The organism is Methylobacterium sp. E-066 (assembly GCF_022829635.1).
Lineage (GTDB): Bacteria > Pseudomonadota > Alphaproteobacteria > Rhizobiales > Beijerinckiaceae > Methylobacterium.
Genome location: NZ_JAKSYO010000193.1, coordinates 27,818 through 53,925, shown reverse-complemented (window position 1 = coordinate 53,925; position 26,108 = coordinate 27,818). Strand labels below are relative to the sequence as shown.

At 70.1% G+C, this 26,108-nt stretch carries 29 protein-coding genes and 2 pseudogenes; 13 read left to right on the top strand and 18 right to left on the bottom strand.

Annotation, left to right across the window (positions count from 1 at the left end):
- The first annotated feature begins 216 nt into the window (after positions 1-216).
- Positions 217-711, top strand: coding sequence for a cupin domain-containing protein (locus MKL20_RS29010; protein WP_244039583.1), 495 nt, complete (start codon positions 217-219; stop codon positions 709-711).
- Between the two features lie 15 nt (positions 712-726).
- Here the strand turns inward: MKL20_RS29010 and nudC are convergent, their stop codons facing one another.
- The 5 genes from nudC to MKL20_RS28985 all read right to left on the bottom strand — a co-directional run bounded on the left by nudC (position 727) and on the right by MKL20_RS28985 (position 4,842).
- The gene (nudC, locus tag MKL20_RS29005; RefSeq protein WP_244039582.1) at positions 727-1,626 is read right to left on the bottom strand and encodes an NAD(+) diphosphatase; all 900 of its coding nucleotides are present in this window, start codon (positions 1,624-1,626) and stop codon (positions 727-729) included.
- Positions 1,627-1,633: 7 nt separating this feature from the next.
- Entirely contained in the window at positions 1,634-2,053 is a 420-nt protein-coding gene (locus tag MKL20_RS29000; RefSeq protein ID WP_244039581.1) for an HIT domain-containing protein, read from the bottom strand.
- Positions 2,054-2,135: 82 nt separating this feature from the next.
- On the bottom strand, positions 2,136-2,729 hold the full coding sequence (locus MKL20_RS28995) for a hypothetical protein (RefSeq protein WP_244039580.1): 594 nt from the start codon (positions 2,727-2,729) through the stop codon (positions 2,136-2,138).
- Between the two features lie 73 nt (positions 2,730-2,802).
- A complete protein-coding gene (locus MKL20_RS28990) occupies positions 2,803-3,666 on the bottom strand; it encodes a universal stress protein (RefSeq protein WP_244039579.1) in 864 nt (287 codons plus the stop codon).
- Between the two features lie 27 nt (positions 3,667-3,693).
- A complete protein-coding gene (locus tag MKL20_RS28985; protein ID WP_244039578.1) occupies positions 3,694-4,842 on the bottom strand; it encodes an acyltransferase family protein in 1,149 nt (382 codons plus the stop codon).
- A 210-nt stretch (positions 4,843-5,052) separates the two neighbouring features.
- Here MKL20_RS28985 and MKL20_RS28980 point away from each other — a divergent pair, with 210 nt between their 5' ends.
- Positions 5,053-5,757, top strand: a complete 705-nt coding sequence (locus tag MKL20_RS28980; RefSeq protein ID WP_244039577.1) for a DUF4142 domain-containing protein — start codon at positions 5,053-5,055, stop codon at positions 5,755-5,757.
- A 478-nt stretch (positions 5,758-6,235) separates the two neighbouring features.
- On the opposite strand, the gene MKL20_RS28975 is transcribed toward MKL20_RS28980, so the two are convergent.
- The 3 genes from MKL20_RS28975 to MKL20_RS28965 all read right to left on the bottom strand — a co-directional run bounded on the left by MKL20_RS28975 (position 6,236) and on the right by MKL20_RS28965 (position 8,291).
- Positions 6,236-6,898, bottom strand: a complete 663-nt coding sequence (locus MKL20_RS28975; protein ID WP_244039576.1) for a carbonic anhydrase — start codon at positions 6,896-6,898, stop codon at positions 6,236-6,238.
- 43 nt (positions 6,899-6,941) lie between these two features.
- A complete protein-coding gene (locus MKL20_RS28970) occupies positions 6,942-7,457 on the bottom strand; it encodes an NUDIX hydrolase (RefSeq protein ID WP_244039575.1) in 516 nt (171 codons plus the stop codon).
- Positions 7,458-7,550: 93 nt separating this feature from the next.
- Positions 7,551-8,291: a DUF429 domain-containing protein gene (locus MKL20_RS28965; RefSeq protein ID WP_244039574.1), complete on the bottom strand. Its 741-nt coding sequence runs from the start codon at positions 8,289-8,291 to the stop codon at positions 7,551-7,553.
- Positions 8,292-8,409: 118 nt separating this feature from the next.
- Between MKL20_RS28965 and MKL20_RS28960 the strand changes: the two genes are divergently transcribed.
- Both MKL20_RS28960 and dut read left to right on the top strand, forming a co-directional pair.
- Complete coding sequence (locus MKL20_RS28960) at positions 8,410-9,291, top strand: HpcH/HpaI aldolase/citrate lyase family protein (RefSeq protein ID WP_244039573.1); 882 nt, start codon at positions 8,410-8,412, stop codon at positions 9,289-9,291.
- Complete coding sequence (gene dut / locus MKL20_RS28955; RefSeq protein ID WP_244039572.1) at positions 9,288-9,758, top strand: dUTP diphosphatase; 471 nt, start codon at positions 9,288-9,290, stop codon at positions 9,756-9,758. Before MKL20_RS28960 ends, dut begins: the two co-directional genes overlap by 4 nt.
- Before the next feature lie 302 nt (positions 9,759-10,060).
- Here dut and MKL20_RS28950 read toward each other — a convergent pair whose 3' ends face one another.
- Positions 10,061-10,927 carry an ATP-binding protein gene (locus tag MKL20_RS28950; RefSeq protein ID WP_244039571.1) on the bottom strand — a complete coding sequence of 289 codons (867 nt, stop codon included), beginning with the start codon at positions 10,925-10,927 and terminating at the stop codon, positions 10,061-10,063.
- A gap of 145 nt (positions 10,928-11,072) precedes the next feature.
- On the opposite strand from MKL20_RS28950, the gene MKL20_RS28945 reads away from it, so the two are divergent.
- From MKL20_RS28945 to MKL20_RS28925, 6 genes and pseudogenes are all read left to right on the top strand, one after another.
- On the top strand, positions 11,073-11,516 hold the full coding sequence (locus tag MKL20_RS28945) for an OsmC family protein (protein ID WP_244039570.1): 444 nt from the start codon (positions 11,073-11,075) through the stop codon (positions 11,514-11,516).
- A gap of 343 nt (positions 11,517-11,859) precedes the next feature.
- Entirely contained in the window at positions 11,860-12,225 is a 366-nt protein-coding gene (locus tag MKL20_RS28940) for a YybH family protein (protein ID WP_244039569.1), read from the top strand.
- Positions 12,226-12,310: 85 nt separating this feature from the next.
- Positions 12,311-12,976, top strand: a pseudogene (locus tag MKL20_RS33310) (serine--tRNA ligase); the annotation flags it as partial.
- 114 nt (positions 12,977-13,090) lie between these two features.
- A pseudogene (gene serS, locus MKL20_RS33305) lies at positions 13,091-13,771 on the top strand (serine--tRNA ligase); the annotation flags it as partial.
- A complete protein-coding gene (surE, locus tag MKL20_RS28930; RefSeq protein WP_244039567.1) occupies positions 13,771-14,541 on the top strand; it encodes a 5'/3'-nucleotidase SurE in 771 nt (256 codons plus the stop codon). The pseudogene serS and the gene surE, both read left to right, overlap by 1 nt.
- 4 nt (positions 14,542-14,545) lie before the next feature.
- Positions 14,546-15,193, top strand: coding sequence for a protein-L-isoaspartate O-methyltransferase family protein (locus tag MKL20_RS28925; RefSeq protein WP_244039566.1), 648 nt, complete (start codon positions 14,546-14,548; stop codon positions 15,191-15,193).
- A gap of 134 nt (positions 15,194-15,327) precedes the next feature.
- On the opposite strand, the gene MKL20_RS28920 is transcribed toward MKL20_RS28925, so the two are convergent.
- The 6 genes from MKL20_RS28920 to MKL20_RS28895 form a co-directional block, all read right to left on the bottom strand.
- Positions 15,328-16,206, bottom strand: a complete 879-nt coding sequence (locus MKL20_RS28920) for a phytoene/squalene synthase family protein (RefSeq protein ID WP_244039565.1) — start codon at positions 16,204-16,206, stop codon at positions 15,328-15,330.
- Positions 16,206-16,604, bottom strand: coding sequence for an Mth938-like domain-containing protein (locus MKL20_RS28915; protein WP_244039564.1), 399 nt, complete (start codon positions 16,602-16,604; stop codon positions 16,206-16,208). The genes MKL20_RS28920 and MKL20_RS28915 overlap by 1 nt, the downstream gene beginning before the upstream one ends.
- A gap of 11 nt (positions 16,605-16,615) precedes the next feature.
- Positions 16,616-17,557 (bottom strand): protein translocase subunit SecF, encoded by a 942-nt coding sequence (secF, locus tag MKL20_RS28910; protein WP_243971829.1) that lies wholly within the window; start codon positions 17,555-17,557, stop codon positions 16,616-16,618.
- 232 nt (positions 17,558-17,789) lie between these two features.
- Entirely contained in the window at positions 17,790-19,394 is a 1,605-nt protein-coding gene (gene secD / locus MKL20_RS28905; protein WP_244039563.1) for a protein translocase subunit SecD, read from the bottom strand.
- A 57-nt stretch (positions 19,395-19,451) separates the two neighbouring features.
- Positions 19,452-19,787, bottom strand: a complete 336-nt coding sequence (yajC, locus tag MKL20_RS28900; RefSeq protein ID WP_243971834.1) for a preprotein translocase subunit YajC — start codon at positions 19,785-19,787, stop codon at positions 19,452-19,454.
- A gap of 120 nt (positions 19,788-19,907) precedes the next feature.
- The gene (locus tag MKL20_RS28895) at positions 19,908-20,792 is read right to left on the bottom strand and encodes an alpha/beta fold hydrolase (protein WP_244039562.1); all 885 of its coding nucleotides are present in this window, start codon (positions 20,790-20,792) and stop codon (positions 19,908-19,910) included.
- A gap of 124 nt (positions 20,793-20,916) precedes the next feature.
- Between MKL20_RS28895 and MKL20_RS28890 the strand changes: the two genes are divergently transcribed.
- Positions 20,917-21,309: a YidB family protein gene (locus tag MKL20_RS28890; protein WP_244039561.1), complete on the top strand. Its 393-nt coding sequence runs from the start codon at positions 20,917-20,919 to the stop codon at positions 21,307-21,309.
- Between the two features lie 81 nt (positions 21,310-21,390).
- Positions 21,391-21,732 carry a YidB family protein gene (locus tag MKL20_RS28885; RefSeq protein ID WP_244039560.1) on the top strand — a complete coding sequence of 114 codons (342 nt, stop codon included), beginning with the start codon at positions 21,391-21,393 and terminating at the stop codon, positions 21,730-21,732.
- Positions 21,733-21,825: 93 nt separating this feature from the next.
- Here MKL20_RS28885 and MKL20_RS28880 read toward each other — a convergent pair whose 3' ends face one another.
- Complete coding sequence (locus tag MKL20_RS28880) at positions 21,826-23,274, bottom strand: peptidoglycan DD-metalloendopeptidase family protein (RefSeq protein ID WP_244039559.1); 1,449 nt, start codon at positions 23,272-23,274, stop codon at positions 21,826-21,828.
- A gap of 190 nt (positions 23,275-23,464) precedes the next feature.
- On the opposite strand from MKL20_RS28880, the gene MKL20_RS28875 reads away from it, so the two are divergent.
- Positions 23,465-24,031: a GNAT family N-acetyltransferase gene (locus MKL20_RS28875; RefSeq protein ID WP_244039644.1), complete on the top strand. Its 567-nt coding sequence runs from the start codon at positions 23,465-23,467 to the stop codon at positions 24,029-24,031.
- Positions 24,032-24,079: 48 nt separating this feature from the next.
- Here the strand turns inward: MKL20_RS28875 and MKL20_RS28870 are convergent, their stop codons facing one another.
- On the bottom strand, positions 24,080-24,397 hold the full coding sequence (locus MKL20_RS28870) for a hypothetical protein (RefSeq protein ID WP_243971845.1): 318 nt from the start codon (positions 24,395-24,397) through the stop codon (positions 24,080-24,082).
- Between the two features lie 292 nt (positions 24,398-24,689).
- Positions 24,690-25,967 (bottom strand): porin, encoded by a 1,278-nt coding sequence (locus MKL20_RS28865; protein ID WP_244039558.1) that lies wholly within the window; start codon positions 25,965-25,967, stop codon positions 24,690-24,692.
- Positions 25,968-26,108 lie beyond the last annotated feature (141 nt).

Below are 26,108 nucleotides of genomic sequence, written 5' to 3'. Positions count from 1 at the left end.
TTGCTTCGCTGCGCTCGCAATGACGGGACAAACTGCGGCAGGCTTTTCCACCGGACGAACGCCACAGCGGATCTGGCGATCTCCGTCGCGCTGTCAGATGGCACCCCACAACCCCGCGACGATCTGCGCCAGCACCCGCGCCTGGGAAACCGCCAAGCCAGCACCAGAAAAAGCCTGCGGGTGCGAAAGACCCCCGCGGGTTCTGGGAGGCGCACCATGACAACACGCTCTTGGCTCGGTGTCGCGGCCATGCTCGTCGCGGCCGGGCCGGCCCTTGCGGCGGATCGCGATGCGCCCGGGATGGTGGTGAAGCCCGATGGGGCGTCGGTCGTCTACGGGCCGGGGCCGGCGAACCTGCCGAAGGGCACGCAGATCAGCCAAGTCGCCGGGGATCCGGCCAAGCCCGGGCCGTTCGTGCTGCGACTGAAGTTTCCCGCTAACACGGTGATCGCCCCGCACACGCATTCCCAGGCGGAAACGCTGACGATCCTGTCCGGCTCGATCTACCACGAGCACGGGGAGACGCTCGACAAGGCCAAGGGGGCGGCGCTGAAGGCCGGCGGCTTCGTCTACCTGCCGGAGGACATGCCCCATTCCCTCTGGACCACCGACGAGCCGGTGGAGCTGCAGGTCAACGGCTCCGGCCCGTTCGGGCTGAACTACATCAACCCCGCCGACGACCCGAGGCGGCAGGCCGGCGGGAAGGGCTAGAACGCCGCGAGAACATCAGGTCTCGCCGGCTACGAAGGCCCGCATCAGGTAGTTGGCGATCGCCATGGGCGGCGGGGCCTGGATGCCCTCGGGATGGGTCCCGGCCAGCATCGCGGCGACGGCGGCGCGGTCGAACCAGCGCGCATCCTCCAGCTCGGTCGGGTCGGTGACGATGGCACCGTCGAGGGCCTCGGCGGCGCAGCCCAGCATCAGCGAGGACGGGAACGGCCAGGGCTGCGAGGTCCGGTAGGTGACCGCGCCGACCCGGATCCGGGTCTCCTCGAAAACCTCGCGGCGCACCGCGTCTTCGATGGTCTCGCCGGGCTCGAGGAAGCCGGCGAGGCAGGAATACATGTTGGGCCGGAAATGCGGGCCCCGGCCGAGCAGGCAGGTCTCGCCCCGGCGCACCAGCATGATCACCACCGGATCGACCCGGGGGAAATGGTGGGCGTTGCAGGCCGGACATTCGCGCCGGAAGCCGCCGGCCTTCGGGACGGTGGCGGTGCCGCAATTGGCGCAGAAGCCGTGCCGGGCGTGCCAATCGAGCATCGACTTCGCCACCGCCAGCAGGCCCAGCTCCTCGGCCTCCACGGCGGATTCGGTGGCGATGGCGCGCAGGTCGAGTGTGCGGGCCTCGGCATCCGAAAACCCCTCCGCGGCCTCGGCCGGGGCGGACGCGGCGAAGACCGGCCTTCCATCCCGATGCCCCAAAAAGATCCGCGTCCCAGAAAGCTCGGGCGCATCGGCGGGGGTGATCAGCGCGGTCGCCCCGCGCAGCACGATCCGGTCGCCGCAGATCAGGACGAGGCGCGCATCCGGCGCATCGAACGGCGGCACCGCCTCCTCGGGCTGCTCGGCAGAGTGCCGGTCGAGGCGGTTGCGAACGAAGCCGAGGGTGTCGCGGGGATCGGTCATGGAAGGGTCAGGCCGCGGAGAACAGGGCGCCGGCGCGCTCGATCAGTTGAGCGCGGGCGTGGAACGGGTAGGTCTTTCGCGTCTCGAAGCCCCAGACCGGGCCCGGCCAGGCCGGGTCGGAGCGGAAGCGGCCGACCACGTGGACGTGGAGCTGCGCCACGACGTTGCCGAGCGCGCCGACATTGACCTTGTCGGGCTTCGACAGCGCCTGCATCACCCCGGTGGCGATGCGGGTCTCCCGCCAGAGATCCGCGGCGTCGGCCTCGGACAGGTCGGTGATCTCGGAGACGTCCGGGCGGCGCGGCACCAGGATCAGCCACGGGAACCGGGCATCGTCCATCAGCAGCACGCGGCACAGGGCGAGGTCGCCCACCTCGACGGTGTCGGCAGCCAGGCGCGGATCGAGGGCGAAGGCAGACTCGGTCATAGCACGACGATGTAGCGCAGCTTGCGTCGCAGCGCGCCTCCCCGATGCGCGGAGCGATGACGCAACCGCAGCAGAGCCATCGTCAGAAGGACGGCACGGCGCCCTGGCGGCCCACCGCGATCGTGCCGACCGAGAGGGCGCCGTCCGGCCCGGACTGGGTGAACAGGGTGACGGCCGCGCCGGGTTCGAGCAGGGCTTTTTCGCCGGGGGCGATCGCGGTGACCGGGGTCCCGGCCGGGATCTCGAAGCTCGCCTGGCCGCCGCCAAAGCCCAGCGTCAGCCGAAGCGGGCGGCCGCCCTTCAGGTCGGCGACCCAGCCCGCCGTCAAGGTCGCGCCGGCATCGGTATCCCAGGGCTGCGTCCCAGCCTCGAAGCCGCGCTCGGAGGGGGAGTACAGCGTCACGGCCTTGGCCCGCAGCGGCGCGGCCCCGGGGGTGGCCAGCACGCTGACGTAGCTCTCGGGCTTGATGTTGCGCAAACCCGCCTCGGTCACCGCGAAGACCCGGGTCCGCGGGTTCATCCGCAGGGTCAGGGTGCTGCCGCCGGGGCGGCGGATCTGGATTCGGTCGGCCTCGGCCCATTCCACGATGCCGCGGAACCGGGCGGTGGTCGGCTGCGCCCACGCGGCAGTCACCGCCGAGACGGCCAGCAGGGAAGCGAGGAGGAGGCGGGTCACGGCTATCGTCACGGGGATCCTGATCCGGCTGCGGTGGCCGAACGCCAGGCACGCGTGGCGGTTCCAGATCCCATCAATGGGCCAGCAGCACCGGCATGTCGGCATGGGCCAGGACGTGACTGGTGACGCCGCCGAAAATCATCTGGCGCAGGCGGCTCTGGGTGTAGGCGCCCTTGATCAGCAGGTCGCAGCCGAACGCCTTGGCCTCGCCGAGAAACGTCTCGCCCGGCGCCCGCCGGCCGGCCGGAAGCGCCCGGTGCGAGGCCGCCACGCCCTCGCAGGCCAGGGCCTGGGCGAGGTCCTGGGCACTCGGCCCCGGCACCATGCCGCCCTCGACGCTGAGCACCAGCACCCGCTCGGCCCGGCGCAGGAACGGCATCGCGAAGGCCACCGCCCGGGCGGTCTCGGTGGAGCCGTTCCAGGCGATCAGGATCGCGTCGCCCAGCGTCGTCGGGGCGAGGGGTGGCGCCAGCAGGATCGGGCGGCCGCCCTCGAACAGGGCGGTCTCGAAGGTGGTCATGCGCGGAGCGTTGTCGGTGGTCCCCGGACGCCCGACCACGGTGGCCGAGAACAGCCGGGCATACTGGCCGAGGAACGCGTCGCCGGTGGGCACGTCCTGCCGCCAGCGGTAGCGCGGGCCGGCATCGGCCACCTTTTCGGGGATGCAGAGCCCGTCGCGGGCGTGCCGCGGGATGCCGGCCGCGTCCATGAAGGCGACGAAGCGCCCGCCGGCCTCCTCGGCCTCGGCCCGGTCGGCCTCCTCGTCGCGCAGCCAGGTCATGCCGCCGACCATGTCGACCGGCACGTATTCGGCGAGTGCCGGGCGCAGGGACACGCCCTCGATCAGGCTGCCGAAGCGTGACGCCGCGAGCCGGGTGGTCTCGAACACGGAGGTCAGGCCGTCGTGCATCGCGACGGGAACGAGCAGGGTCTTCATCGCGGCATCCTCCTCCGGTGCGCGAGGCTAATCCGACCGACGCCCGGGGGGAACCGGGGCGGGGACGGCGCGCACACGGTTTTGCGCGGCGCCGGGATCGAGACGTGCCCGGGCCCACCGGGTCAGGGGCCGCTCGACGCAGCGGTGGACCAGCAGAGCCGCCACGACGCTGCCGGCGACCATCACGGCGAGGCTGCCCCAGGGATGCAGGCCCGCGGCAAGGTCGAGCCGCAGCAGGGCCTCGCGCCCGAGGCGCAGGGCGAAGGGATGCACGAGGTAGAGGGCATACGAGGCATCCCCGAGGCGCACGAGCCCGCGCAGCGCCACCGGCAGCACCGCGATCTCGGCGGCCTGCCGCTTCGGCCCGAGGGCGGCGGCGACCAGCAGGGATGCCGGCACGCCGACCAGCAACGGGCGCAGGACCCCGTCGGCTGCGCCATCGCCGACGAGCAGGCGGGCGGCCAGGCCCAGCCCGAGGAGCCCCAGGATCGCGAGCCCCAGGCGAAGCGAAACGCCGGGCCGAAAACCTTCTCGGTGGGCGAGGGCGAGCCCAGCGCCGAGCAGAAACTCCAGCACGATCGGGTTCGCCCAGAACCGGACCGGCACCGGCAGTCCGGGCACGAGCGCGCCCAAGGCGACCAGCGTCACCAGGGCCAGGGCGAGCCAAGCCACGGCGCCACGCCGGCCGAAGCCGAGCCCGATCGCGAACAGGCCGTAGAAGAACGCCTCGTAATTGAGGGTCCAGCCCAGGCCGTAGAGGGGCTGGACGATGCCGTCCGGCCGGGCCGCCGGCCAGAACAGGAACCCGGCCAGGATCGTGCCGGGCTCGTGCACCAGGGCCGCCGCATCCCCGAGGAGGTCGGGACGTGCCAGGGCGAGCGCCAGATAGAGCAGGCTCACCAGCCAGTAGAGCGGCACCACCCGGGCGACCCGGTGGGCCAGGAAGCGGGCGCGTCCGCCCGGCACCCCGAACAGCCGTCCGCTCGCATGCACGATGACGAAGCCCGAGATCACGAAGAACAGATCGACCCCGCCCCACCACGGCAGCAGCGTGCCGGGATCGAGGGCCGGACCCGCGCCGCGCAGGGCCAGCAGCCCGGCCTCGTGCCGGGCATGGTGCCAGACCACCATCAGGGCAGCCGCGGCGCGCAGGATCTGGACTTCGATCAGGATCACGGAGCCGTCTGCACCAATAGAGTCGCTTTAATCCAAGGCCCTAAGCACAAAACGGCAGGAACCATAGGCCGATGGCCCCGTTGTCGAACCAATTCGCGAACGTGTCGCCGCACGGTTTCGGCCGCGAGATCTTGGTCCTCCAAAGAGGTCCAGGCTTCCGCCCCTGGCCCCGCGTGCCGGTTCGCGTCTTCACTCGTACTCGAGGTTCTCATGCTCAAGAATTACGCTGCCGCGTCCGCGCTCGTCCTGGCCCTGTCGACCCCGGCCTTCGCGCAGGGCGCCAACGATTTCCGCCTGCAGTCGATGCAAGCCAATGCGTTCGAGATCCAGTCCTCGCAGATCGCGCTGTCGAAGTCGCGCAGCCCGAAGGTGCGGTCCTTCGCCCAGGAGACGATCCGTGACCACCGCGCCGCCAACGTGGCGCTGGCCGGCGGTGAGAGCAATTACATGGCGGCCCGCGACGAGGGCCTCGGCGGCCTCGTGACCGCCCCGCTGTCCGTGGCCGGCAGCGCTGTCGGCGCCGGTGTCGGCGCGGCGACCGGCGTGGTCGGCGGCACCTTGGCGGGCGGCCCGGTCGGCGGCCTCGAGGGTCTCGGATCCGGCGCCGCCAACGGCGCACAGGCGGGCGGCCGTATGGGCCGCGGCGATGCCATGGCCACCGGCGCGTCCACGATCGTCCCGCCGAGCCCGGAGCAGCAGGCGATGCTCGCCGAGCTGTCGGCGACCCCGGCCGGCCCGCGCTTCGACCGCCTCTATGCGACCCAGCAGATCCAGGCGCACCAGATGACGATCGCCATGACCCAGGCCTACGCCCAGGGCGGCCCGAACCCGGCCCTGCGCAACTACGCCCAGCAGGCCCTGCCGGCCCTGCAGGCGCATTACGACCACGCCCAGCGCCTGCCGGGCGCCATGTAATTCTTTGGGATCGCCCGGCCTCGGCCGGGCGGTACGGCAAGAGGCGGTGGGCGCGAGCCCGCCGCCTTTTTTGTGTCTGGTCGCGCCCCCATCGCGAGCGCAGCGAAGCAACCCAGGGCGGCGCTCGCTCGCAGACCGTGGGTGTGTCCCTGGGTCACTTCGCTGCGCTCGTGATGACGGTGCGAGGCAGCAAGCGGAGCGCTTCTGCCGAAAGTGCGCGAGACTGATGGAGTGTCTAACCCCCAACGCCTGCAGGCGGTCTCAAGCCCACTCCGCCGTGTTGGCCCCGTTCCTCACACCGGTTTGTGAGGGCCGCAACAGGCCCCCTCTCCTGAGCGGGAGAGGGGGCCCACGCCGGATCCGGCGACAAGAGGGTCTGCCGGTCCAAGCTTGAGCGGCGGAGCGTCGAGCTTCGCAAACAGCCGAAGCCCCTCGGCTTGAGGTGTCGAACAAGCACCTCAAGCCGCTCGATAATCGCTCAGTCGCAGGCCACTGCCGTCGGCAGCACCTTGCGCCCCGCATTGTCCACCGCCGGGTGGAAGTCGCCGGTCTCGGAATCGCGCACCAGCAGCACGCCGTTGGCCACGCCGAAATGCGCGCCGTGGAGGTTGAGCCGGCCGTCCTCGACCCGTTCCTTCACGAACGGGAAGCTCAGCAGGTTCTCGATGCTCTGGCTGACCATGGCGTGTTCCATCCGGGTCAGGTAGTCGGGCGCGCTCGAATCGCCGGCCTTGGCCTCGGCCGCGCCCACGAGCGAGACCCACTTGCCGATGAAGTTGCTGCTCGAAAGCGGCGCGGCCTTGCTGGCGAAAGCCTTGATGCCGCCGCAGGTGGCGTGGCCGAGCACGACGATGTGCTTCACCTCCAGGGCCTGGACCGCGAACTCGATCGCCGCCGAGGTGCCGTGATAGGCGCCGTCCGGCTCGTAGGTCGGCACGATGTTGGCGACGTTGCGGATCACGAACAATTCGCCCGGACCGGCGTCGAAGATCGCCTCGGGGGCGACGCGGCTGTCGCAGCAGCTGATCACCAGGATCTGGGGCTCCTGGCTCTGGGCGAGCTGCGCGAAGCGCCGGCGCTCGGTGGGAAACCGGTCCGCCAGGAACGCGCGGTAGCCCTCGGTCAGGAATTCAGGGAACATGCCATCTCCTCAAGGTTGCGATCTCGCAACTGCGAGATCGGGATCAGCGATCGTGCCAAGTCAGAACGCGCGGCTGGGTCGGAATAGTCCCTGCGGCGAGATCGCCCGCCAGGTCGGCGAGACCCGCCGGCTCGACGCGCTCGCCGCTCGCCCGGAGCTCGGCCAACGGCCACCAGCGGGTGCCGATCACCGGGTTGTCCTCGGTCTCGGCGAGCCGGCTGGTATCGACCCGGTCGTCGGGCAGGCGAACGAGAAAGTAGCGCTCGCGGGCGTCCCGCGACTGGCGGAACAGGTGGAACGGCCCGTCGCAGGCCGCGACCTGCGGGCCGATCTCCGCGTCGTCGCGGCCGATCTCTTCGCCCAGCTCACGCCGGCAGGCAATAACGTGGTCCTCGCCGGGCTCCAGCCCGCCCCCGGGCATGAACCAGAACCGCAGCGGCTCGCCGTCCGGCCCCGTGGCGTGGACCGACGCGTAGGCGATCAGCAGGATCCGGTCCTGCGGATCGAGGACGATCGCCCGGGCAACGTGGCGGATCGGGAGGGGGTTCGGCGCACTCATGGGGCTGAGCTAGAGCAGGACCGTCCGAACGGACACGGGTCGCGGGCGCGATCAGGAGGAATTGAGCGCCTCACCTGACCTTGAAACCACCGATCATGGCCCCCGAATAGCCGGCGCCCAGATCACCACCGGCAGCCCATGCGCATCCCGATCCGGCGGGTCCGGCAGCGGCACGGCGCGGCCTTCGAGGATGTCCCAGGCCACCACCAGGGCGGCCAAAGCGTCGAGATGATCGTCGGCCGGCACGCCCTTCGCCCGGGCGTCGAGCAGGGCCGCCGGCAGGCCGGCCGCTTCGAGCAGGCTCCGGCGCAGGGCTAGGCCCTCGCGGGCGCGGGCGCCCTTCTTCGGCAGGCCGAGGGGGCGGCCGCCGTTGAGCGCGTGGAACGCCACCTCCGGGTGGACCTCGTGGACCCGCGCCAACGCCTCCGGCCGCGCCCGCAGCAGGGTGTCCACGGCGCGGACATAGCGGAAGATGTTGTAGCCCTGGATCGAGGGCGCGAAGGGCGGCTCGCTCGCCGCCCGCGAGGCGGCCTTGGCGGCGTTGTAGTCGGGCGCGTCGATCGCCGCCCGGGGCGGCATCGGGAAGACCGAGGATCGCGCGGCCCCGAGCCGGACCCGGGCGGCCAAGTCGGCGGCCCTGCCGCCTCCGAAAACCCGGTCCGGCAGGCCGATCGGCACGTCGATGCCGACGATCAGCGGCTGTTCCGGCGCGTCGAGGAGCGCCGCCACCTCGGGAAACAGGGCGCAGCGGTGCCGCTCCGGATCGTCGAGGTCGAGGAGCGCCCCCGCCCAGGCGCCCCGGCAGCCGTCGAGCCCCGCGACCCAGCACGCCATCCCGTCCCCGCCATCGCTCGCGAACGCATCGTCTCGTCTCGCGATGCGTTCTTGCCCGGGACGCGGCGGAAAGCTATCGGCGATCCGAAGGGCGCCCCGCCGGCCCGGGAGAAGCGTGATGAGTGAGATCCGTCCCCGCCGCAGCGTGCTGGCCATGCCCGGCTCGAATGCCCGCGCCCTGGAGAAGGCGCGCACGCTCCCCGCGGACGTGATCCTGATCGACCTGGAGGACGGCGTCGCCCCGGAGAAGAAGGCCGAGGCCCGTGCCTCGGTGGCCGCCGCAGTCTCCGGCGGCGGCTTCGGCCCGCGCGAGGTCGTGGTGCGGATCAACCCGCCCGAGACCGAGGACGGCGAGGCCGACCTCGCGGCGCTCGCCGGCGCGGGTCCCGACGCGATCCTGGTGCCGAAGGTGCGCAGCTCCGACGCGCTGATCACGGTGGGCGCGCGCCTGCGCCGGCTCGGAGCCCCGCTCGCGACGCGGATCTGGGCGATGATCGAGACCCCGATGGCGGTGGTCAACGCCGCCGAGATCGCCGGGGCCGCCCGGGACGTGGACGGCCGCCTCGCCGCCCTGGTGATCGGCCCCAACGACCTCGTGAAGGCGGCCCGGATCCGGCCCCCGGGGCGGGCGGCCCTGCGCCCCTGGCTGATGACCGTGCTGGCCGCCGCCCGGGCCTACGAGATCGAGGCGATCGACGGCGTGTATTCCGGCCTCGACGACGCGGCTGGGTTCGAGGCGGAATGCGCGGAGGGCCGCGATCTCGGGTTCGACGGCAAGATGCTGATCCACCCGAGCCAGATCGGCCCGGCCAACGCCGCCTTCGGGCCCGGCGAGGCCGAGATCGCCGAGGCGCGCCGGGTGGTCGCGGCCTTCGCGGCCCCGGAGAACCAGACGCGCGGGGTGATCGCGCTCGACGGGCGCATGGTCGAGCGCCTCCATGTCGAGGCCGCCCGGCGCAGCCTGGCGCTCGCCGAGGCGATCGAACGGCTCGGCGCATGAGCGATCTGCCGGAGGTCGGTCTCCGCCTCCTCGACCCGCGCCTGACCGGCTGGGGATTCCCGCGCTGGGGCTCGGCGGCGGCGGCCGGCCTCGACCTCCATGCCTGCCTGGACGCGCCGCTGATCCTGCCGCCCCGGGGGGCGCCGGCCCTGATCCCGGCGGGTTTCAGCGTACTGATCCGCGATCCCGCTTGGTGCGGCCTGATCTTCCCCCGCTCCGGCCGCGGCCACCGCGACGGCCTCGTGCTCGGCAACGGCACCGGGGTGATCGACGCGGATTACGAGGGCCCCCTGATGGTCTCGGCCTGGAACCGCGACGATGCGCGGCCGATCCGGATCGAGCCGGGCGACCGGATCGCGCAGCTGGTGTTCACCCGCGTGACCCGGCCTCTCCTGACCGTGCTGGCCGATGAGGCCGGTCCGGGCTCGGGTCGTGGGGCAGGGGGGTTCGGATCGAGCGGGCGGTAGGCTGCGTGCTTCGAATTTAGGACCGTGCAGGAGAGCCGGATATCCAGATCGCCGCCCCATCCCGCGATAGCTGGGCGACTCCACCCCACCGCCGCATCCTGAGCGGTCATCAGACGGGTCCTTCCCATCCACCCCCTCATCCTGAGGCGACGGAGCGCAGCGAAGGCCTCGAAGGAGGCCTCCAGGGATCGCAGAGGCTTCTGGAGGGCTCCTTCGAGGCCCCGCGATCTTCGATCGCCGGGCACCTCAGGATGAGGCCGCGGGTGGGATACCTCAGATCGATCAGGCCCTTATAAGAATCCTCACTCCATCACCTTCCCCATCCGCCCGGCGAGATCCTGGATGAACTGGAAGGCGGTGCGGCCGGAGCGGGAGCCGCGGGTGGTGGCCCATTCCAGAGCCTCGGCGCGCAGGCGCTCGGGCGGCAGGTCGAGGCCGTAGCGCTCGGCATAGGCGCGGATCATCGCCAAAAACTCGTCCTGGCTGCATTTGTGGAAGCCGAGCCAGAGGCCGAACCGGTCCGAGAGCGAGACCTTCTCCTCCACGGCCTCGCCGGGGTTGATCGCCGTGGAGCGCTCGTTCTCGACCATGTCGCGGGCCAGCAGATGCCGGCGGTTCGAGGTGGCGTAGAACAGCACGTTGCCCGGCCGGCCCTCGATGCCGCCGTCGAGCGCGGTCTTGAGCGACTTGTACGAGGTGTCGTCGCCGTCGAAGGACAGGTCGTCGCAATAGACCAGCCAGCGATGCGGATCGGGCCGCAGCAGCGCCATCAGGTCGGGCAGGGCCTCGATGTCCTCCCGGTGGATCTCCACCAGCTTCATCGGCAGGGCACCTGCGGGCCGGCGGGCGTTGATCTCGGCATGGGCCGCCTTGACCAGCGAGGACTTGCCCATGCCGCGGGCGCCCCAGAGCAGGGCATTGTTGGCCGGCAGGCCGCGGGCGAAGCGCTCGGTGTTCTCGATCAGGGTGTCGCGCGCCCGGTCGATGCTGGTGAGCAGGCCGATCTCCACCCGGGCCACCTGCGGCACCGGAGTGAGCCGCCGCTCCGGCCCCCACAGGAACGCGTCGGCGGCGTTCGGGTCGAAGGCCGGCGGGGCGGGCGGGGCGGCCCGTTCCAGCGCGGTGGCGATCCGCTCTAGGAGCGGCATCAGGGTCTCGAGGCTCGTCATCGGATCGGGGGGGTTGGCTGCCGGATCGGTGGAGCAACCGTACTACGGCGTTCGGTTACGGAAATCATCCGGATGACGATTGCTTCGGCCGGGTGCCGAACGCGTCTCGGGATCGGACGTTGGTCCTCTGCGAGGGAGGGCGCCGATGGAAGCGGGACCGACGATCCGGATCACCCAGGTCGGCGCTTACGTCTTCACGGTCGATTTCGGCGCCGCCTTGCCCGATCTCCTCACCGACGAGGCGCCCCCGGTCGGAACAGGCACCGGCCCGGTCCCGGAGCAGATGCTGATCGCCGGGGTGGCGAACTGCCTGTGCGCCAGCCTGGTCTTCGCCCTGGGCAAGTTCCGGCAGGACGCCCAGGGCGTCACCGCGGAAGCTGCGTGCCGGGTCGCGCGCAATCCGGAAGGCCGTCTGCGGATCACCGGGATCGACGTGCACATCCGGCTCGGCGCGGAGGCCGCCGCGATGCCGAGGATCGACCGGGTGCTCGACCAGTTCCAGCGCTTCTGCACGGTCTCGGAGAGCGTAAAGGCCGGGATCCCGGTCTCCGTCTCGGTGGAGGATGGCGGCGGGACGCGGCTCGCATGAATGCGGGTGGGAGGGATGGGGGGCGTGCATGCTGCAGCCTCACAATACGGGTATTGAATTGTTTGCGGCCTGACAGAATGCCCGGTCCAGAGACGGTACACGTTTTCCCTCCCCCCTCTGCGGGGGAGGGTGGGCCGGCCGTCAGGCCGGGTCGGGAGAGGGGCAGCGCGACGGTTCAGGATCTCGCGCCCGTCGCGCCCTTTCCGGAGACGGCGCTCCCCTCTCCCGACCCCCTTCGGGGGCCACCCTCCCCCCCAGAGGGGGGAGGGAGACGCGCGTATCCGACCGCCGCCCTCATCCATCAACGATAGGCCAACACGACAGCCCGTACGGGAGCGAACCCATGGCAGACGACCCTAAAGCACCTGCCCGTGAGCCGGGGGACCTGGCCCAGCTCTTCAACCAACGCGCCAATGCCGGCGATGTCGAGGGGCTGGTCGCGCTCTACGAGTCGGGGGCGGTGCTGGCGGCCGGGCGGGTGGTCGCCACCGGGCATGACGAGATCCGGGCCTTCTATGCCAACCTGCTGGGGCGCAAATCCGAGTTCCCGGCTCCCGAGACGCTGGAACCCGTCCGCAACGGCGATCTTGCTTTGACCTTCGCCCGGCTGCCCAACGGCGCGCTCTCGGTGGAGGTCGCCCGGGCGCAGCCGGACGGGACCTGGCTCTGGGCGATCGACCAGTTGAAGATCGCGCCGCCGAAGGACTGACAGCCCCGCGCTTGTCCCACCGGACGCGATGCGGCAAAGCGGGGACCGCGCGCCCCGAGCCTGCGCGCCGATCCGAGCCGACACGATGCACGACATCCGCGCCATCCGGGACAACCCGGACGCCTTCGACCGCGACCTCGCCCGCCGGGGCCTCGCGCCGCTCTCGGCCGAGCTGATCGCCCTCGACGAGGCCCGGAAATCCGCGGTCTCGGCCGCGCAGGCCAATCAGGAGCGGCGCAACGCGCTGGCCAAGGAGATCGGGGGCGCCAAGAAGGCCAAGGATGAGGCCCGCGCCTCAGCCCTGATGGCGGAGGTCGCCGCCCTCAAGGCCGCCGAGCCCGCGCTGAAGGCGGCGGAAGGCGAGGCCGACAGGACGCTCGCCGAAAAGCTTGCCGCGATCCCGAATCGCCCCAAGCCCGACGTGCCGGACGGCGCCGACGAGCACGGCAACGTCCTCTACCGCAGCCACGCCTCCACCCGGGAGCGGCTGACCGAGGGCAAGGAGCATTTCGAGCTCGGCGAGGCCTCAGGGCTGATGGATTTCGAATCCGCCGCCAAGCTCTCGGGTTCGCGCTTCGTGGTGCTGAAGGGTCAGCTCGCCCGGCTGGAGCGGGCGCTCGGCCAGTTCATGCTCGACCTGCACACGCAGGAGCATGGGTATCTGGAGGTGGCGCCGCCGGTGCTCGTTCGCGACGAGGCCATGTTTGGCACGGCGCAGCTGCCGAAATTTGAAGACGATCAGTTCGTTGCGACGCGTACTTTGGCGGAGTCAGAGCGCGCTTCACGAGCCTACGAACTTGCGGCAAGTCGAATGCTTCCTTTGGAGCAGCCACTTCGTCCGTTCATGAGTGGCACAACAGTGATCCCGCCCGGCGTGACACCGCCGCTTGGTTTGCTTCCGTATATGGAGGCGTATCATGAGATTGGCTCTGCGGAACGCCGCTGGCTCATCCCCACGGCAGAAGTCCCGCTCACCAACCTCGTGCGCGAGTCGATCCTGAAAGAAGAAGAACTGCCCCTGCGCTTCACCGCGCTCACGCCCTGCTTCCGGGCCGAGGCCGGGGCGGCGGGGCGGGATACCCGCGGCATGCTGCGCCAGCACCAGTTCAACAAGGTCGAGCTGGTCTCGATTACCACGCCCGAGGAGTCCGCCAACGAGCACGAGCGAATGCTGACCTGCGCGGAGGCCGTTCTCAAAAAACTCGATCTGCCCTACCGGGTGATGACGCTCTGCACCGGCGACATGGGCTTCGCCTCCCAAAAAACCTACGACATCGAGGTCTGGGTGCCGGGCCAGCGCACCCACCGGGAGATTTCCTCCTGCTCGGTCTGCGGCGAGTTCCAGGCCCGCCGGATGAACGCCCGCTACCGGGGCAAGGACGGCAAGCCGGCCTATATCCATACGCTGAACGGCTCGGGGGTCGCGGTCGGCCGCGCCCTGATCGCCGTGATGGAGAACTACCAGAACCCGGACGGGAGCATCACGATCCCGTCGGTGCTCCACCCCTACATGGGCGGGCTCAACCGGATCGAAGGGGCCCGCTGATGCGCATCCTAGTCACCAACGACGACGGCATCCATGCGCCGGGGCTCGCCACCCTGGAGGAGGTCGCCCGGGAGCTGTCCGACGACGTCTGGGTGGTGGCGCCCGAGAGCGACCAGTCCGGCGTGTCGCACTCGCTCTCCCTCAACGACCCGCTGCGCCTGCGCCAGGTCTCGGAGAAGCGCTTCGCCGTGAAGGGCACGCCCTCCGATTGCGTGATCCTGGGCGTGCGCCACATCCTGGGCGATCACGGGCCGGACCTGGTCCTGTCGGGGGTCAATCGCGGCCAGAACGTCGCCGAGGACGTGACCTATTCGGGCACGATCGCGGCCGCCATGGAGGGCACGATCCTGGGCATCCGCTCGATCGCGATGAGCCAAGCCTACGGGGCGGGCGGGCGCAGCGCTCTCAAATGGGATTGCGCCCGGGAGCACGGGCCGAAGGTCGTCCGAAAGATCCTGGAGACGGGCATCGAGCCCGGCATCCTGATCAACGTGAATTTTCCGGATTGCGAGCCCGACGCCGTGCAGGGCGTCGCGGTGGCAGCGCAGGGTTTTCGCAATCAGGCGCTGCTCTCGATCGACGCCCGGGTGGACGGGCGCGGCAACCCGTATTTCTGGCTGGCCTTCGCCAAGGCCCGGTTCGAGCCGGGCCACGGCTCGGACCTGAAGGCGATCGCGGAAAAGCGGATCTCGGTGACGCCGCTGCGCCTCGACCTCACCGACGAGCCGACCCTGACCCGCTTCGCGCAGGCCTTCGCCGAAGGATCATAGGCAAGTGATCGACCTGGGCGGCCTTGAGGAGGCTGCCGGCAACGCGGCCTTCGTCATGGCGCTCCGGGGCCGGGGCCTGCGGGACACCGCGATCCTGCGGGCCATGGAGCAGGTCCCGCGGGAGCCCTTCGCCCCGGCCGCCCACCGTGCCCAGGCCCGGCGGGACATCGCCCTGCCGCTGCCCTGCGGCGCCGCGATGACCGCGCCGACCCTGGTGGCGCAGATGCTGGCGCTCCTGCGGGTCGAGCCCGGCCAAAGGGTTCTCGAGATCGGCACCGGCTCGGGCTACGCCACGGCGCTGCTGGCCAAGCTCGGGGCCGGCGCGGTCCTGAGCCTGGAGCGTTACGCGACGTTGGCCCGGGAGGCCGCCGCGCGGCTCACCGACCAGTCCGAGGTCCACGTGGTCCAGGCCGACGGCCTCGCCCCGGAGCTGCCGGATGGCGGCTTCGACCGGATCCTGGTCCACGGCAGCGTCGACGCCATCCCACCCCACTGGCGCGCGGCCCTGGAACCGGGCGGCCGCCTCGTGACCGGCCTCCTTCACGACGGCCACTGCCGGATCGCGACCCTCACGACCCCCGAGGCCGACCCGGAGCTCGGCCCGCCGATCCGCCTGGCGGCGCTGGTGCCGGGGTTGGCGCTGGTGCTGTGAGGTCCCCGTTCCACGCCGTCATTGCGAGCGCAGCGAAGCAACCCAGGGAAACGCCACCATTCCGAGATCGCGCGCTGCACTGGGTTGCTTCGCTGCGCTCGCAATGACGGTGAGGGTCGTTCGCTCGAAGGTGTTCACCCAATCCGCCGCGAAGCCCGCCACAGCCGCCACAGCCTCCGCCAGCGCGGCAGGTCGGTGAGCGTGTTGAGCGGGTCGTAGCTCGCCCGCTCCATCGTCGCGAGATAGGGCTCGACCAGGGCCACCGGCAGGAACGCCGTGCCGGCGAGCGGCGCGATGGCCGGGCGGGCGGCCTCGAAGGCCTTGAGATGGGTGCGGGCGAGGTCGCGCAGGTCGGCGCAGGCCCGGCGCAGGCCGGGGCCGCCGCGGCCGCTGGTGATGTCTTCCCGGGTGACGCCGTAGCGGGCCAGCACGTCGGACGGCAGGTAGACCTGGCCGGAGCGGGCGTGCCAGGGCAGGGCGCGCAGCAGGCCGGTGAGGCCGTAGGCCACGCCGGCATGGCCGGCGGCTCCCGCACCGCCCGGCTCGGTGCCGTTGCCGATCACCAGGCTCGCCAGCCGGAACAGGGCTGAGGCGGTCTCGCCGCAATAGCCCTCCAGGTCGTTCACCCGGGGCATCGGATCCTCGTAGAGGTCGAACACCCGGGCGTCGATCAGGTCCACGAAGGGCTGGCGCAGGAGGCGGTTCACCCGGATCGCCTCTTCGAGGGCCGCCGCCACCGGGTTGGCGCGGACATCGCCCCGGGCCTCGCCCTGGAGCGCGTCGCGCCACCATTGCAGGCGGATCTCCCCGGCCATGGGATTCGAGGCGGCCTCACGCACCCGCGCGATGGTCAGGCTGAAGGCGTAGAGGGCGAAGAGGTGCGGGCGGGCGGCGGCTGGGGCGAACAGGGTCGCGTAGTAGCGGTCCGGGTCGCCGTCGCGGACCAGCTGCTCGCAATGGGCCTGCGCGAAGGCCAGGCCGGTCTCGGCGGGCTTGTCGTCGACCTCCGGCATCAAACGACCACGATCAGGGCGGCCGCGACCTTGCGGTTCTCGGCCACCAGGATGTTGTAGGTGCGGGCGGCGGCGCCCGTCTGCATCACGTCGAGGCCGATACCGGCATCCTTGAGCCAGCCGCGCAGGGACGGGTCGATCGCCGCGATGTCGAGGCCGGTGCCGACCAGCAAAAGCTCGATTCCCGCCGCCTCGGCCTGGACCGGGCGCAGGGATGTGCGGTCGATCGCCTTCGGGGCGGTCACGTCCCAGGCACGCACCCCCGAGGGCAGGAGCAGGAGCGAGCCGCGATGCGACATCCCGGCGAAGCGGAAGCCGCCATTGCCGTAGGTGTCGATGATGTGGCGCCCCGGCACGAAGCCGGAGTCAAAGTTTTTCGGACTCGCCGGCTCGGCCATCGCGTTAAAAATTACTCGGCGGGTTGCGGGACGCCGGAGCGCTCGGCCGCCGCCCGGGCGCCCGAGAGCATCAGCCCCAGATAGATCAACACCGGAGTCGAGACGAAGATCGCCGAGTAGGTGCAGATCACGACGCCGCAGAGCATCACGATGGCGAAGCCCTTGATCGCCTCGCCGCCGAACAGGACCAGCGCCAGCAGCGACAGGCCGGACGAGATCGAGGTCATCACGGTCCGCGACATGGTCGAGTTGATCGACAGGTTCAGCAGGTCGACCGTGGGGATGGTCTTGTAGCGCCGCATCAGCTCGCGGGTCCGGTCGAACACCACGACGGTCTCGTTGAGCGAGTAGCCGACGATGGTCAGGATCGCGGCGATCGAGGTCATGTTGAACTCGATGCGGGTGATGATGAACACGCCCACCGTCAGCACGATATCGTGGAGCGTGCCGACGATGGCGCCGAGCGCCAGCTCCCGCTCGAACCGGAACCAGAGGTACAGCAGCACCGCGACCACCGACAGCACGACGCCGAGCGTGCCGGACTGGACCAGCTCGCCCGAGACGCGCGGGCCGACGGTCTCGGTGCGGCGGAAATCGTAATCGGCGTCGAAGGCGGCATGCGCCTTGTTCATCACCGCGGTCTGGCCCTGCTCGCCGGGCTGGAGCGGCAGGCGCACCAGCACGGTGCCTTGGTTGCCGAGCTCCTGCACCTCCGGCTCGCCGAAGCCGAAGCCCACCGCGGTGTGCCGGATCGCGGCCACGTCGGCGGTGCCGGACTTGGCCTGCAGCTCGACCAGGGTGCCGCCCTTGAAGTCGATGCCGAAGTTCAGCCCGATGGTGAGGAACAGCACCACGGTCGCGAGCGACAGCAAGGCCGACAGCGGAAAAGTGAGCCGCCGGAAGCGCATGAAGTCGAAATGCGATTCATCGGGCCAGAGGCGGAGCAGGCGCATTGTTTCGGACCTAACGTGTGGAAGATGTCAGCACCGGCGCGATCCCGTCCCACCCGCGACCTCATCCTGAGGTGCTTGCGCCCCGCGCAAGCCTCGAAAAAGGCCTCCAGGCTGCGCGCGGTCCCTGGATCCCTCCTTCGAGGCCCGTTGGCGCGGGCACCTCAGGATGAGGTTCGGGGTTTGGAGCGGCGGATCACACCGGCGGCGATGCATCTCCCGAAAGAAAGTTCATTCAGAACGGCAGAGCCTTCGGCCTGAACGTCTTATACCACACCGCGATCATCATCCGGGTCAGCGTCACGGCGGTGATGACCGTGGTGAGGATGCCGAGGATGAACACCACGGCGAACCCCTTCACCGGCCCGGAGCCGAGGAAGAACAGGATCAGCGCGGCGATCGCCATGGTCGAGTTCGAGTCGATGATCGTCGCGAAGGCGCGGTCGAAGCCGGCCTGGAGCGCGGAGATCAGCGAGCGGCCGGCATGGCTCTCCTCGCGCATGCGCTCGTAGATCAGCACGTTGGAATCCACCGCCGTGCCGATGGTGAGCACGATGCCGGCGATGCCCGGCAGGGTCATGGTCGCCTCCAGCACCGACATCAGGCCCAGGATCAGCCCGACATGGACCATCAGGGCGATGTTGGCGATGAAGCCGAAGGTCCCGTAGGTGGCGAACATGAAGCAGACCACCAGGCCCGCCGCCACCAGGGTCGCGAGCTTGCCAGCCTGGATCGAGTCGCGGCCGAGGCCGGGGCCGACGACGCGGCGCTCGACCACGGTGAACTTCGCCGGCAGGGCGCCGGCCCGGAGCAGGACCGACAGGTCGTTGGCCTGCTGAACCGTGAAGTTGCCGGTGATCTGGCCCGAACCGCCGGTGATCGCCGAGCGGATCACCGGGGCCGAGACCACCTCGTTGTCGAGCACGATCGCCATGCGCCGGCCGACATTCTCCGAGGTCGCCTGGCCGAAGCGCTGGGCGCCGCGCAGGTTGAATTTGAAGCTGACCATCGGCTCATGCGACTGCTGGTCGAAGGCCGGCTGGGCGTCGGTCAGCTCGCCGCCATCCGCCATGACCCGGCGCTCGACCGGCACCTTGGCGCCCTTCTCGTCCTTGGAAGGCAGCATGTCGACATCGCCCGAGGGGCTGTCGGCCAGCATGCGGAACTCGAGCTTGGCGGTGGAGCCCAGCAGCTTCTCCAGCCGCTCCGGGTTCTGCTCGCCCGGGACCTGGATCAGGATCCGGTCGGCGCCCTGCTGCTGGATCGACGGCTCGGTGGTGCCGGTGGAATCGAGCCGGCGGCGGATGACCTCGATGCCCTGGCTGACCGCCCGGCGGGTGCGCTCGGTGATGCCGACATCGGTGAGCGTCAGCCGGATCACGCCGCCGGGCTGCTCGGTGATGTCGAGGGTGCGGGCGGCGGTCTGGCCGATCGACGTGGTGATCGGCAGCGACAATTCCTGCAGCTTCGGCAGGACCTTGGCCCGGGCCGCGTCGTCCGCGACCTTCACCTGGACGCCGCGCTGGAGCAGGCCGATGCCGCCGTCGGCGCGGACATTCTCCTGCTGGAGGGTGCGGCGCACGTCGTCGCGCAGGGCCTTGGCCTGGGAGGCGACCAGCTCGTTCTGATCGACCTCCAGCAGCAGCTGCGAGCCGCCCTGGAGGTCGAGGCCGAGCACGATCGCCCGGGTCGGGACGATCCAGGCCGGGAACCAGGACGGCAGGCTCGCCATGAAGCCCTTGCGCTGCTCGGGCGAGAAGAAGCTCGGCACCGCGAGCATCAGGCCGATCAGGATCGCCGCGAGGGTCGTGATGATCTTCGCACGGGAGAAGCGCAGCATCGGCCGGTGTTTTCTCTGTCAAGCCGGCGGGTTACGCCGGCCGCTTCATGGAAGGTGTCAGGCGGCCTTGGCCGGTCCGCCCTTGGCGCGGACCTCGGAGATCATCGTCCGGACGACCCGCACGCGGACGTTCGGGGCGATCTCGACCTCGATCTCGGACTGATCGTCCACGGCCTTCACGACCCGCCCGACCAGGCCGCCATTGGTGACGATCGTGTCGTCCCGGCGGACCGCCTTGATCAGCGCCTGGTGGTCCTTGACCCGTTTCTGCTGCGGTCGCAGGATCAGGAAATACATGATCACGAAGATCAGGACGAACGGGATCACCTGAAAGGCGATCTCCGCTCCGCCAGCGGCCGTAGCGGCCCCTTGCGCGAAGGCGGGGGTGATCAACGAGCGTCTCCTGCGATTGGCACGCAGGCCTGCCGCCGATTGCGGCGTGTGCAGACCTGTCTGAAAGCGCGCGGACTATAGCCAGGGGCTTCCCGAAAGCAACGCCCCGCGCTCAGGCCATCACAGCAGGCCGAGAACCGCCTCCGCGAAGGCGTCCGGCGCCTCCTGGGGAAAGTTGTGGCCGACCCCCGCGACGACGGCGCGCCGGTACGGCCCGGTGAAGTGCTGCGCGTCGGTGTCGGTCGCCGGCGGCGGCCCGACGCCGTCGTCGGCCCCGAGCAGGACCACCGACGGCACGGCGATCTCGGGCTGGGCCGCCAGCCGGGCCTCGATCTCGACCAGCGCCGGGTCGCCGGAGACCAGGCCGAAGCGGTGGCGGTAGGAGTGGACCACCACGTCGACGAATTCCGGGTTTTCTTCGAAGGATCGGGCGGTCCGGCCGTAGGTCTCTTCGGAGAACGGCCAGGTCGGGGACCAAAGCCGCCACAACAATTCGCAGAATTGCGCGCGGTTGGCCGCCAGGCCGGCGCGGCCGCGCTCGCCGTGGAGGTAATACTGGTACCACAACCTGTGCTCGACGTCCGGCGCCGCCGGGTTCCCCGAGACCGGGATATTCTGGATGTTGTAGCCCACGCCGCAGCTCACCAGCCCCGCCGCCCGACCCGGCCAGAGCGCCGCGACCACGCAGGCCGCCCGGCCGCCCCAATCGTAGCCCGCGAGCACGGCCCGCTCGATTCCGAGCGCGTCCAGGAAGGCCAGGAGGTCAGCCCCGAGGGCCGCCTGCTCGCCGGAGCGCAGGGTGGCGGGATCGCGGAACCGGGTCGGCCCGTAGCCCCGCAGATACGGGATCAGGCAGCGCACCCCGGCCCCGGCCAGGCGCTCCGCCGCGGCGTCGTAGGCGTGAATGTCGTACGGGAAGCCGTGGAGCAGCACCGCCGGCTTGCCGTCCGGCGGGCCGACCTCCCTGTAGGCGACGTCGAGTACACCGGCCTGCACGCGCTTCACGGATCGCTCCCTCGATTCGTCAGGCACCCTAACGGATTTCCCGCGCAATCGCCGCATCCGCTCTTGTCGGCAGCCGGCCGCGCCCGACCTTGGGCGCGGTGACGGAACCGGGAGATACGACACGATGGGCCTGCTCGACGGTGTGAAGACCCTGATCGGCGACGTGGTCGCGGCGGCCGACCGGGCGGTCGTGAGCACCGGCAGCGGCAAGCTCGCCCTGGCGCTGGCCAAGTTTTACCCGGGCGGCCTGGTCGCCTTCCTGGACCGGCTGCGCGAGACCGGCCATGGCGAGGCCGTCGACTCCTGGATCGGGTCCGGGGAGAACCGCTCCGTCCCGGTCGCCGCCGTCGCGCAATGCCTGCCGGATGCGGTCACCGAGCGGCTGGCCTACGACCTCAATCTGCCGGCTGGCCGAGTGGCGACGGCGCTCGCCGAGTTCCTGCCCGCGGCGGTCGCGGCCCAGAGCGAGAACGGTCGCTTGAAGCCGCAGCCGAACTTCAGCACGCAGGTCCGCTGATCGTTTTGTCGGCGGCGGCCCTCGGCCGGACCCGGTCGCGCCCTATGATACTCCCGTACGGGGATCGATAGGAGGATCAGGATGAGCTTGCTCGATAGTCTCGGCGGTTCGCTCGGGCAGATGGCGCTCAAGGCGCTGCCCGGTATCATCCAGCAGGTCCTGCCCGGCGGCCTCAACGCGCTGCTCGATCAGCTCCGCCGCTCCGGCTACGAGAGCCAGGTCAATTCCTGGCTGGGCCGCGGCCCGAACGAGCCGATCACCGCCGACGACCTCCAGAAGGTCCTGGGCAACGAGCAGGTCCGCCAGATGGCGCAGAAGCTCGGCATTCCGGTCGACCAGCTGTTTCCGACCCTGGCCAAGGCCCTGCCGGAGGCGGTGGACCAGCACAGCCCGGACGGAACGCTGCAGGCGCCCAAGGTCTGATCGCCGGGGCCTGACGGCGCAACAGGGGCCGTCACGAACGAAAACAGCGGCCCCTCTCGGGACCGCCGTGCGCTGTGTATCGAATGTGTCGCCTCAGTTGCTGGCGAGCTGGGACATCGGGTCCACGGGCGAGCCGCCCTTGCGGATCTCGAAGTGCAGCTGCGGCGAGGTCACGTTGCCCGACGCGCCGGACTTGGCGATGGTCTGGCCGCGCTTGACCTTGTCGCCGGGCTTCACGTCGATCTCGCCGTTATGGGCGTAGGCCGAGACGAAGCCGTTGGCGTGGCGCACCAGCACCAGCTTGCCGTAGCCCTTCACGTCCGAGCCGGCATAGGCCACGGTGCCTTCCTCGGCGGCCTTGACTGGCGTGCCTTCCGGCACCGCGATGTTGATGCCCTCGTTGCCCGAGGTGCCGTAGCCCGAGATCACACGGCCCTTGGCGGGCCAGCGGAAGCTCTCGGACGGGGTCGCATCGGCGACCGAGCCGGTGGCGGCGGGCTCGGGCTTGGCCGGCGCGGCCGCGGCGACCGGCTTCGGCGCCTCCTTGGCGGCGACCTTCTCGGGCTTCTCCGCGGCGGCGGCCTTCTGGGCCGCCTCCTTGGCGGCCTTGGCCTCGGCGAGTTTCTGGGTGGCCTCGGCCTTCGCGGACGCCTTAGCCTCGGCCTTGGCTTCCTGAGCCTTCGCCTCGGCCTTGGCCTTCGCATCCGCCTTCGGATCGGCCTTCTTCTCGTCCGCCTTGGCGACCTGGCCCGGGCGGACGTGCTTCTTCTTGTCGGCCTCCTTCAGGGACGCCTCCTTGCGGGATTTTTCTTCCGCGACCTTGCGGGCGGCGGTATCCCGGGCGAGCGCTTCCTTGCGGTCCGCTTCCTTCTCGGCGGCGGCCCGCTTGGTCTCTTCGCGCTTGGCCTCCTCACGCTTGGCCGCCTCCTTGGCGTCCTCGCGCTTGGAGGGAACCTTGGCTTCGATCTGCCGGGCGTCCTCGCGCTTCTCCTCGGCGGCCCGGGCCGGACGCGCGGTCATCGGGGCCGCGGCCGGGTTCAGCCCGGAGGCGTTGTAGACCGGGATCACGATCTGTCGGCCGGGGGTGATCTGGCTGGCGTTGGACAGGCCGTTGGCCGACAGGATCGCCGAGGCGGGCACGCCGAAGCGGGTCGACATCTGGTTCAGGCTGTCGTTCTTCGACACCGTGATCTGGGTGCCGCCCTGCGCGCTCCAGCCGGGGGTGCCGGTGGAGGCGACGCGGGTGGCCGGAGCGGCCGCCGGAGTCGGGGCCGGGATCGCCGTGGCCGCCGGGCGCGGGGTCGCGCCGGGGGCGCCGAGCGCCTCGGACTGGATCCGGCCGGTGCGGATCGCCGGCGCCGGCTTGAGGCCGCCCTCCGGCAGGCTGCCGGTGGCGGCAGGCTCCGACGAGAAGGGGTTGGAGAATGGGTTGCTCAGGCGCGATGCGTCCGAGGAACAGGCGGCGGCACCGCCGCCGATGATGCCGATGAGGGCGACGCGCGACAGCGTCCGTAACCCTCGACCCGTACCGCGCACCCGCATCGACGCACCCGTTTGCCTGACGCAACTTGATGCCCCAATGAAGACGGATTCAGGTTAAGCAACCGTTCCCGTCCGGCCTATCCGTGACCGCGCCGCGCTCTGTTCGACGAGTCGTCGAAGTCTTCGCGGGATGAAACCGGGGGGCATGACCGTGCCTTTTCCGGCCCGGCCGCCACCCCACATCGGAACGATGTTTACCATCCGCGCCACCCGTGACAGCCTCGCCGACCTGCCCCGGCTCGAGACCGCCCGGCTGTCGATCGCGGCCCTGCGGCCCGAGGATGCCCAGGACCTGCGCCGGCTCACCGACGACCCGGCCATCACCGCGGCGGTCGATTTCCTGCCGGCGCCCTTCACGGTGCGCGATGCCGAAGACCTGATCCGCAGCGGTGCGCGCGGCCAGGACCGCTTCCTGGGGGCCTGGATGCGCGGCAGCGGCGCGCAGGACGCCGATCCGGAACCACGGCCGGCCGCAGCCGGGTCGGGCCTTGTCGGCGTCGTCGGGACGCATCTGCGCGGTCCCGGCGCGATCGAGATCGGCTACTGGGTCGGCGGCGCGGCGCGCGGGCGCGGTTATGCCTTCGAGGCGGTCTCGGCGATCCTAGGGCTTCTCGCCCGGCGCTTCCCGGCGCGCATCATCGTGGCGGAATGCCGCCCCGGCAACGTCGCCTCCTGGGGCCTCCTGCAGAAGCTCGGGTTCCGCGATACCGGGGAGGAGGGGCACCGGCCCGGCCGGCGCTTGCTCCGGCGGGACTGAGCGACACCGATCGCGATTCCTCGCGATGCAGGATGGCCGCTGCCGCCTTCAGTTCAGCGCTTCGGCCAATTCGGCGGTCGCAGCCTCGGCCGTCTTGGCGACCCGGCGCTTCTTCTTGTGGCCGTCCACCTTGATGGTCCGCTCATCCTCGGACACGCGCTCGACGAGGGCGAAGCCGTGCAATTCGGCCAGGCAGGCCAGATCCTGCGATTGCTCCTCGGTCAACGCATAGAAGGCGGCCCGCACGATATCTCTCTTGGATGCATCGGGATGCTTCTCCCGGACGGCGGCGCGCAACGCCTTCGGCGACATGCCGGGCGCGGCGACACTCCGCAACGTGTCCGACAAAACCTTGATCACCGGCATTTCCAGAGGCCCCCAACATTCACGCGTTACGAGCGAAGCACATTAGGTGATACGCCCATACCATCGCAAGTTCCGAGCGCTTTAAAGCTTGCTCGAACTGTCCTGATAACTCGCGATAGATCGCGATCATTGTGAGTTTGGAAGATTTCTATATTAAAGTTCGCGGATCAACGCGAGATAATCTCGGTTTTTCGGAAGACGTTCAGCTTTTTTTTACAGGCAAGAAAAAACCCCCGGGCTCGCGCCCGGGGGTTCAAAACGTCCGGCCCGGAGGCCGGTATGGGGAATTGGATCAGAAGGTGATGCCGGTCTCGACCATGTAGCGGTCCTGCGAGGTGCGGTTGCCGGTGCGGCCGAAGCCGCTGCCCAGCGTGCCCTCGGCGAGATTTCCGCGGGTGATGCCGCCGAGTTCGACATGGGCGTACTCGACCCGGAAGAAGTAGCGGTCGAACGTGAAGGTCGGCGTGACGGTGACCGAGAAGGCGTTGCTGCCGGCACCGAAGCCGAGCAGGTTCGTTCCGCCGGAGCCCCGCACGCCGGTCTGCTCGGTGTATTCGACGCGGCCGGCCAGCGAGAAGTTGTCGGTGAAGGAATAGGCCGCCAGCAGGGCACCGCCGTAGGTCGATGCGGTGTTGTTGATCCCGACGCGGACGTCACGCTCGACGTTGGTGAACTGGAAGTACGGCGAGACGATCCAGGGACCGTTCGCGTAGGTGTAGTTGATGTTGAAGATGCCGCTGTTCTGCTGCGCGTTCGGCGTCGCGAACTGGTAGCGTGGGCTGCGATCGAGGGCGTTGGTGCGCCCGACGTTGAGGCCGCCGTTGACGCCGATCGTGTTGAAGTCGTCGAGCTTGTAGGCGACGTTGCCGGTGAACCAGGTGATCTCGTTGGAGAAGAAGCCGTCGGTGCCGGCGAGCGAGACCGAGAGCGGGCCGCTGGCGTAATTGACCTGCACACCCTGGTTGATGAAGTTCTCCTGCACGAACAGGAGGCCGCGGTTGATGTTCAGGTTCTGATAGGTGAACAGCAGCTCGGTGCCGATCAGGGTGAACATCCGTCCGCCCTGGACCGACCATTCATCGTTGATCTGGATCTTGCCGAAGGCGACCGGGACCGGGCCGAACAGCAGGTCGGTCTGGGTGAACGTCCCGAGGGTCGGGAAGCCGAGCTGCGGGATCGAGTAGCCGCCAGCCTGGATGTAGAACTGGAACGCGCCCTCGGGCTTCTGAATGATGCCCTGGATGTTCGAGAAATCGAACCGCGCGGAGCGATCCCGGTCATTGGGGGCGGCCGGCGTCGAGAACGACGCGAACGGGTTGGTCTGCGTGTAGCCGTAGCCGGTGACGGCACCGCCGACATAGAGGTCGCCCAGCGGACCGGCCGAGAAGCAGGTCGGGTTCGGGTTGGCCTTGATCGTGCCGCTATAGGTCGGGCCCAGGAGCGTGGCCTTGCAGGGCTCGGCCGGGGGCGGCACCGGCACGGGCGCCTTGGTCTGCAGGTCGGCCGCGAGGATGCTGGTCGTGGAGAGCAGCACGGTGGCCAGGCCGGCCAGGGTGGATCGCTTCAGCATGATGTCGCAGCTCGTTCGAATTGGTTCCCGGCCAAGCTGACACCGACCCGTGAATGATACAAAAGCAAACTAACGGCACTTGCCTAGTTTTTAGTCATTCCGGGGCTCACAACGCGGGTCGGCCGGGAAATGTGGCTTTAG

Coding starts and splice junctions, on each gene's coding strand:
- MKL20_RS29010 (WP_244039583.1), top strand. CDS start 217: ATGACAACACGCTCTTGGCTCGGTGTCGCGGCCATGCTCGTCGCGGCC.
- nudC (WP_244039582.1), bottom strand. CDS start 1,626: ATGACCGATCCCCGCGACACCCTCGGCTTCGTTCGCAACCGCCTCGAC.
- MKL20_RS29000 (WP_244039581.1), bottom strand. CDS start 2,053: ATGACCGAGTCTGCCTTCGCCCTCGATCCGCGCCTGGCTGCCGACACC.
- MKL20_RS28990 (WP_244039579.1), bottom strand. CDS start 3,666: ATGAAGACCCTGCTCGTTCCCGTCGCGATGCACGACGGCCTGACCTCC.
- MKL20_RS28980 (WP_244039577.1), top strand. CDS start 5,053: ATGCTCAAGAATTACGCTGCCGCGTCCGCGCTCGTCCTGGCCCTGTCG.
- MKL20_RS28975 (WP_244039576.1), bottom strand. CDS start 6,898: ATGTTCCCTGAATTCCTGACCGAGGGCTACCGCGCGTTCCTGGCGGAC.
- MKL20_RS28970 (WP_244039575.1), bottom strand. CDS start 7,457: ATGAGTGCGCCGAACCCCCTCCCGATCCGCCACGTTGCCCGGGCGATC.
- MKL20_RS28965 (WP_244039574.1), bottom strand. CDS start 8,291: ATGGCGTGCTGGGTCGCGGGGCTCGACGGCTGCCGGGGCGCCTGGGCG.
- MKL20_RS28960 (WP_244039573.1), top strand. CDS start 8,410: ATGAGTGAGATCCGTCCCCGCCGCAGCGTGCTGGCCATGCCCGGCTCG.
- dut (WP_244039572.1), top strand. CDS start 9,288: ATGAGCGATCTGCCGGAGGTCGGTCTCCGCCTCCTCGACCCGCGCCTG.
- MKL20_RS28950 (WP_244039571.1), bottom strand. CDS start 10,927: ATGACGAGCCTCGAGACCCTGATGCCGCTCCTAGAGCGGATCGCCACC.
- MKL20_RS28945 (WP_244039570.1), top strand. CDS start 11,073: ATGGAAGCGGGACCGACGATCCGGATCACCCAGGTCGGCGCTTACGTC.
- MKL20_RS28940 (WP_244039569.1), top strand. CDS start 11,860: ATGGCAGACGACCCTAAAGCACCTGCCCGTGAGCCGGGGGACCTGGCC.
- surE (WP_244039567.1), top strand. CDS start 13,771: ATGCGCATCCTAGTCACCAACGACGACGGCATCCATGCGCCGGGGCTC.
- MKL20_RS28920 (WP_244039565.1), bottom strand. CDS start 16,206: ATGCCGGAGGTCGACGACAAGCCCGCCGAGACCGGCCTGGCCTTCGCG.
- MKL20_RS28915 (WP_244039564.1), bottom strand. CDS start 16,604: ATGGCCGAGCCGGCGAGTCCGAAAAACTTTGACTCCGGCTTCGTGCCG.
- secF (WP_243971829.1), bottom strand. CDS start 17,557: ATGCGCCTGCTCCGCCTCTGGCCCGATGAATCGCATTTCGACTTCATG.
- secD (WP_244039563.1), bottom strand. CDS start 19,394: ATGCTGCGCTTCTCCCGTGCGAAGATCATCACGACCCTCGCGGCGATC.
- MKL20_RS28890 (WP_244039561.1), top strand. CDS start 20,917: ATGGGCCTGCTCGACGGTGTGAAGACCCTGATCGGCGACGTGGTCGCG.
- MKL20_RS28885 (WP_244039560.1), top strand. CDS start 21,391: ATGAGCTTGCTCGATAGTCTCGGCGGTTCGCTCGGGCAGATGGCGCTC.
- MKL20_RS28880 (WP_244039559.1), bottom strand. CDS start 23,274: ATGCGGGTGCGCGGTACGGGTCGAGGGTTACGGACGCTGTCGCGCGTC.
- MKL20_RS28875 (WP_244039644.1), top strand. CDS start 23,465: ATGTTTACCATCCGCGCCACCCGTGACAGCCTCGCCGACCTGCCCCGG.
- MKL20_RS28870 (WP_243971845.1), bottom strand. CDS start 24,397: ATGCCGGTGATCAAGGTTTTGTCGGACACGTTGCGGAGTGTCGCCGCG.
- MKL20_RS28865 (WP_244039558.1), bottom strand. CDS start 25,967: ATGCTGAAGCGATCCACCCTGGCCGGCCTGGCCACCGTGCTGCTCTCC.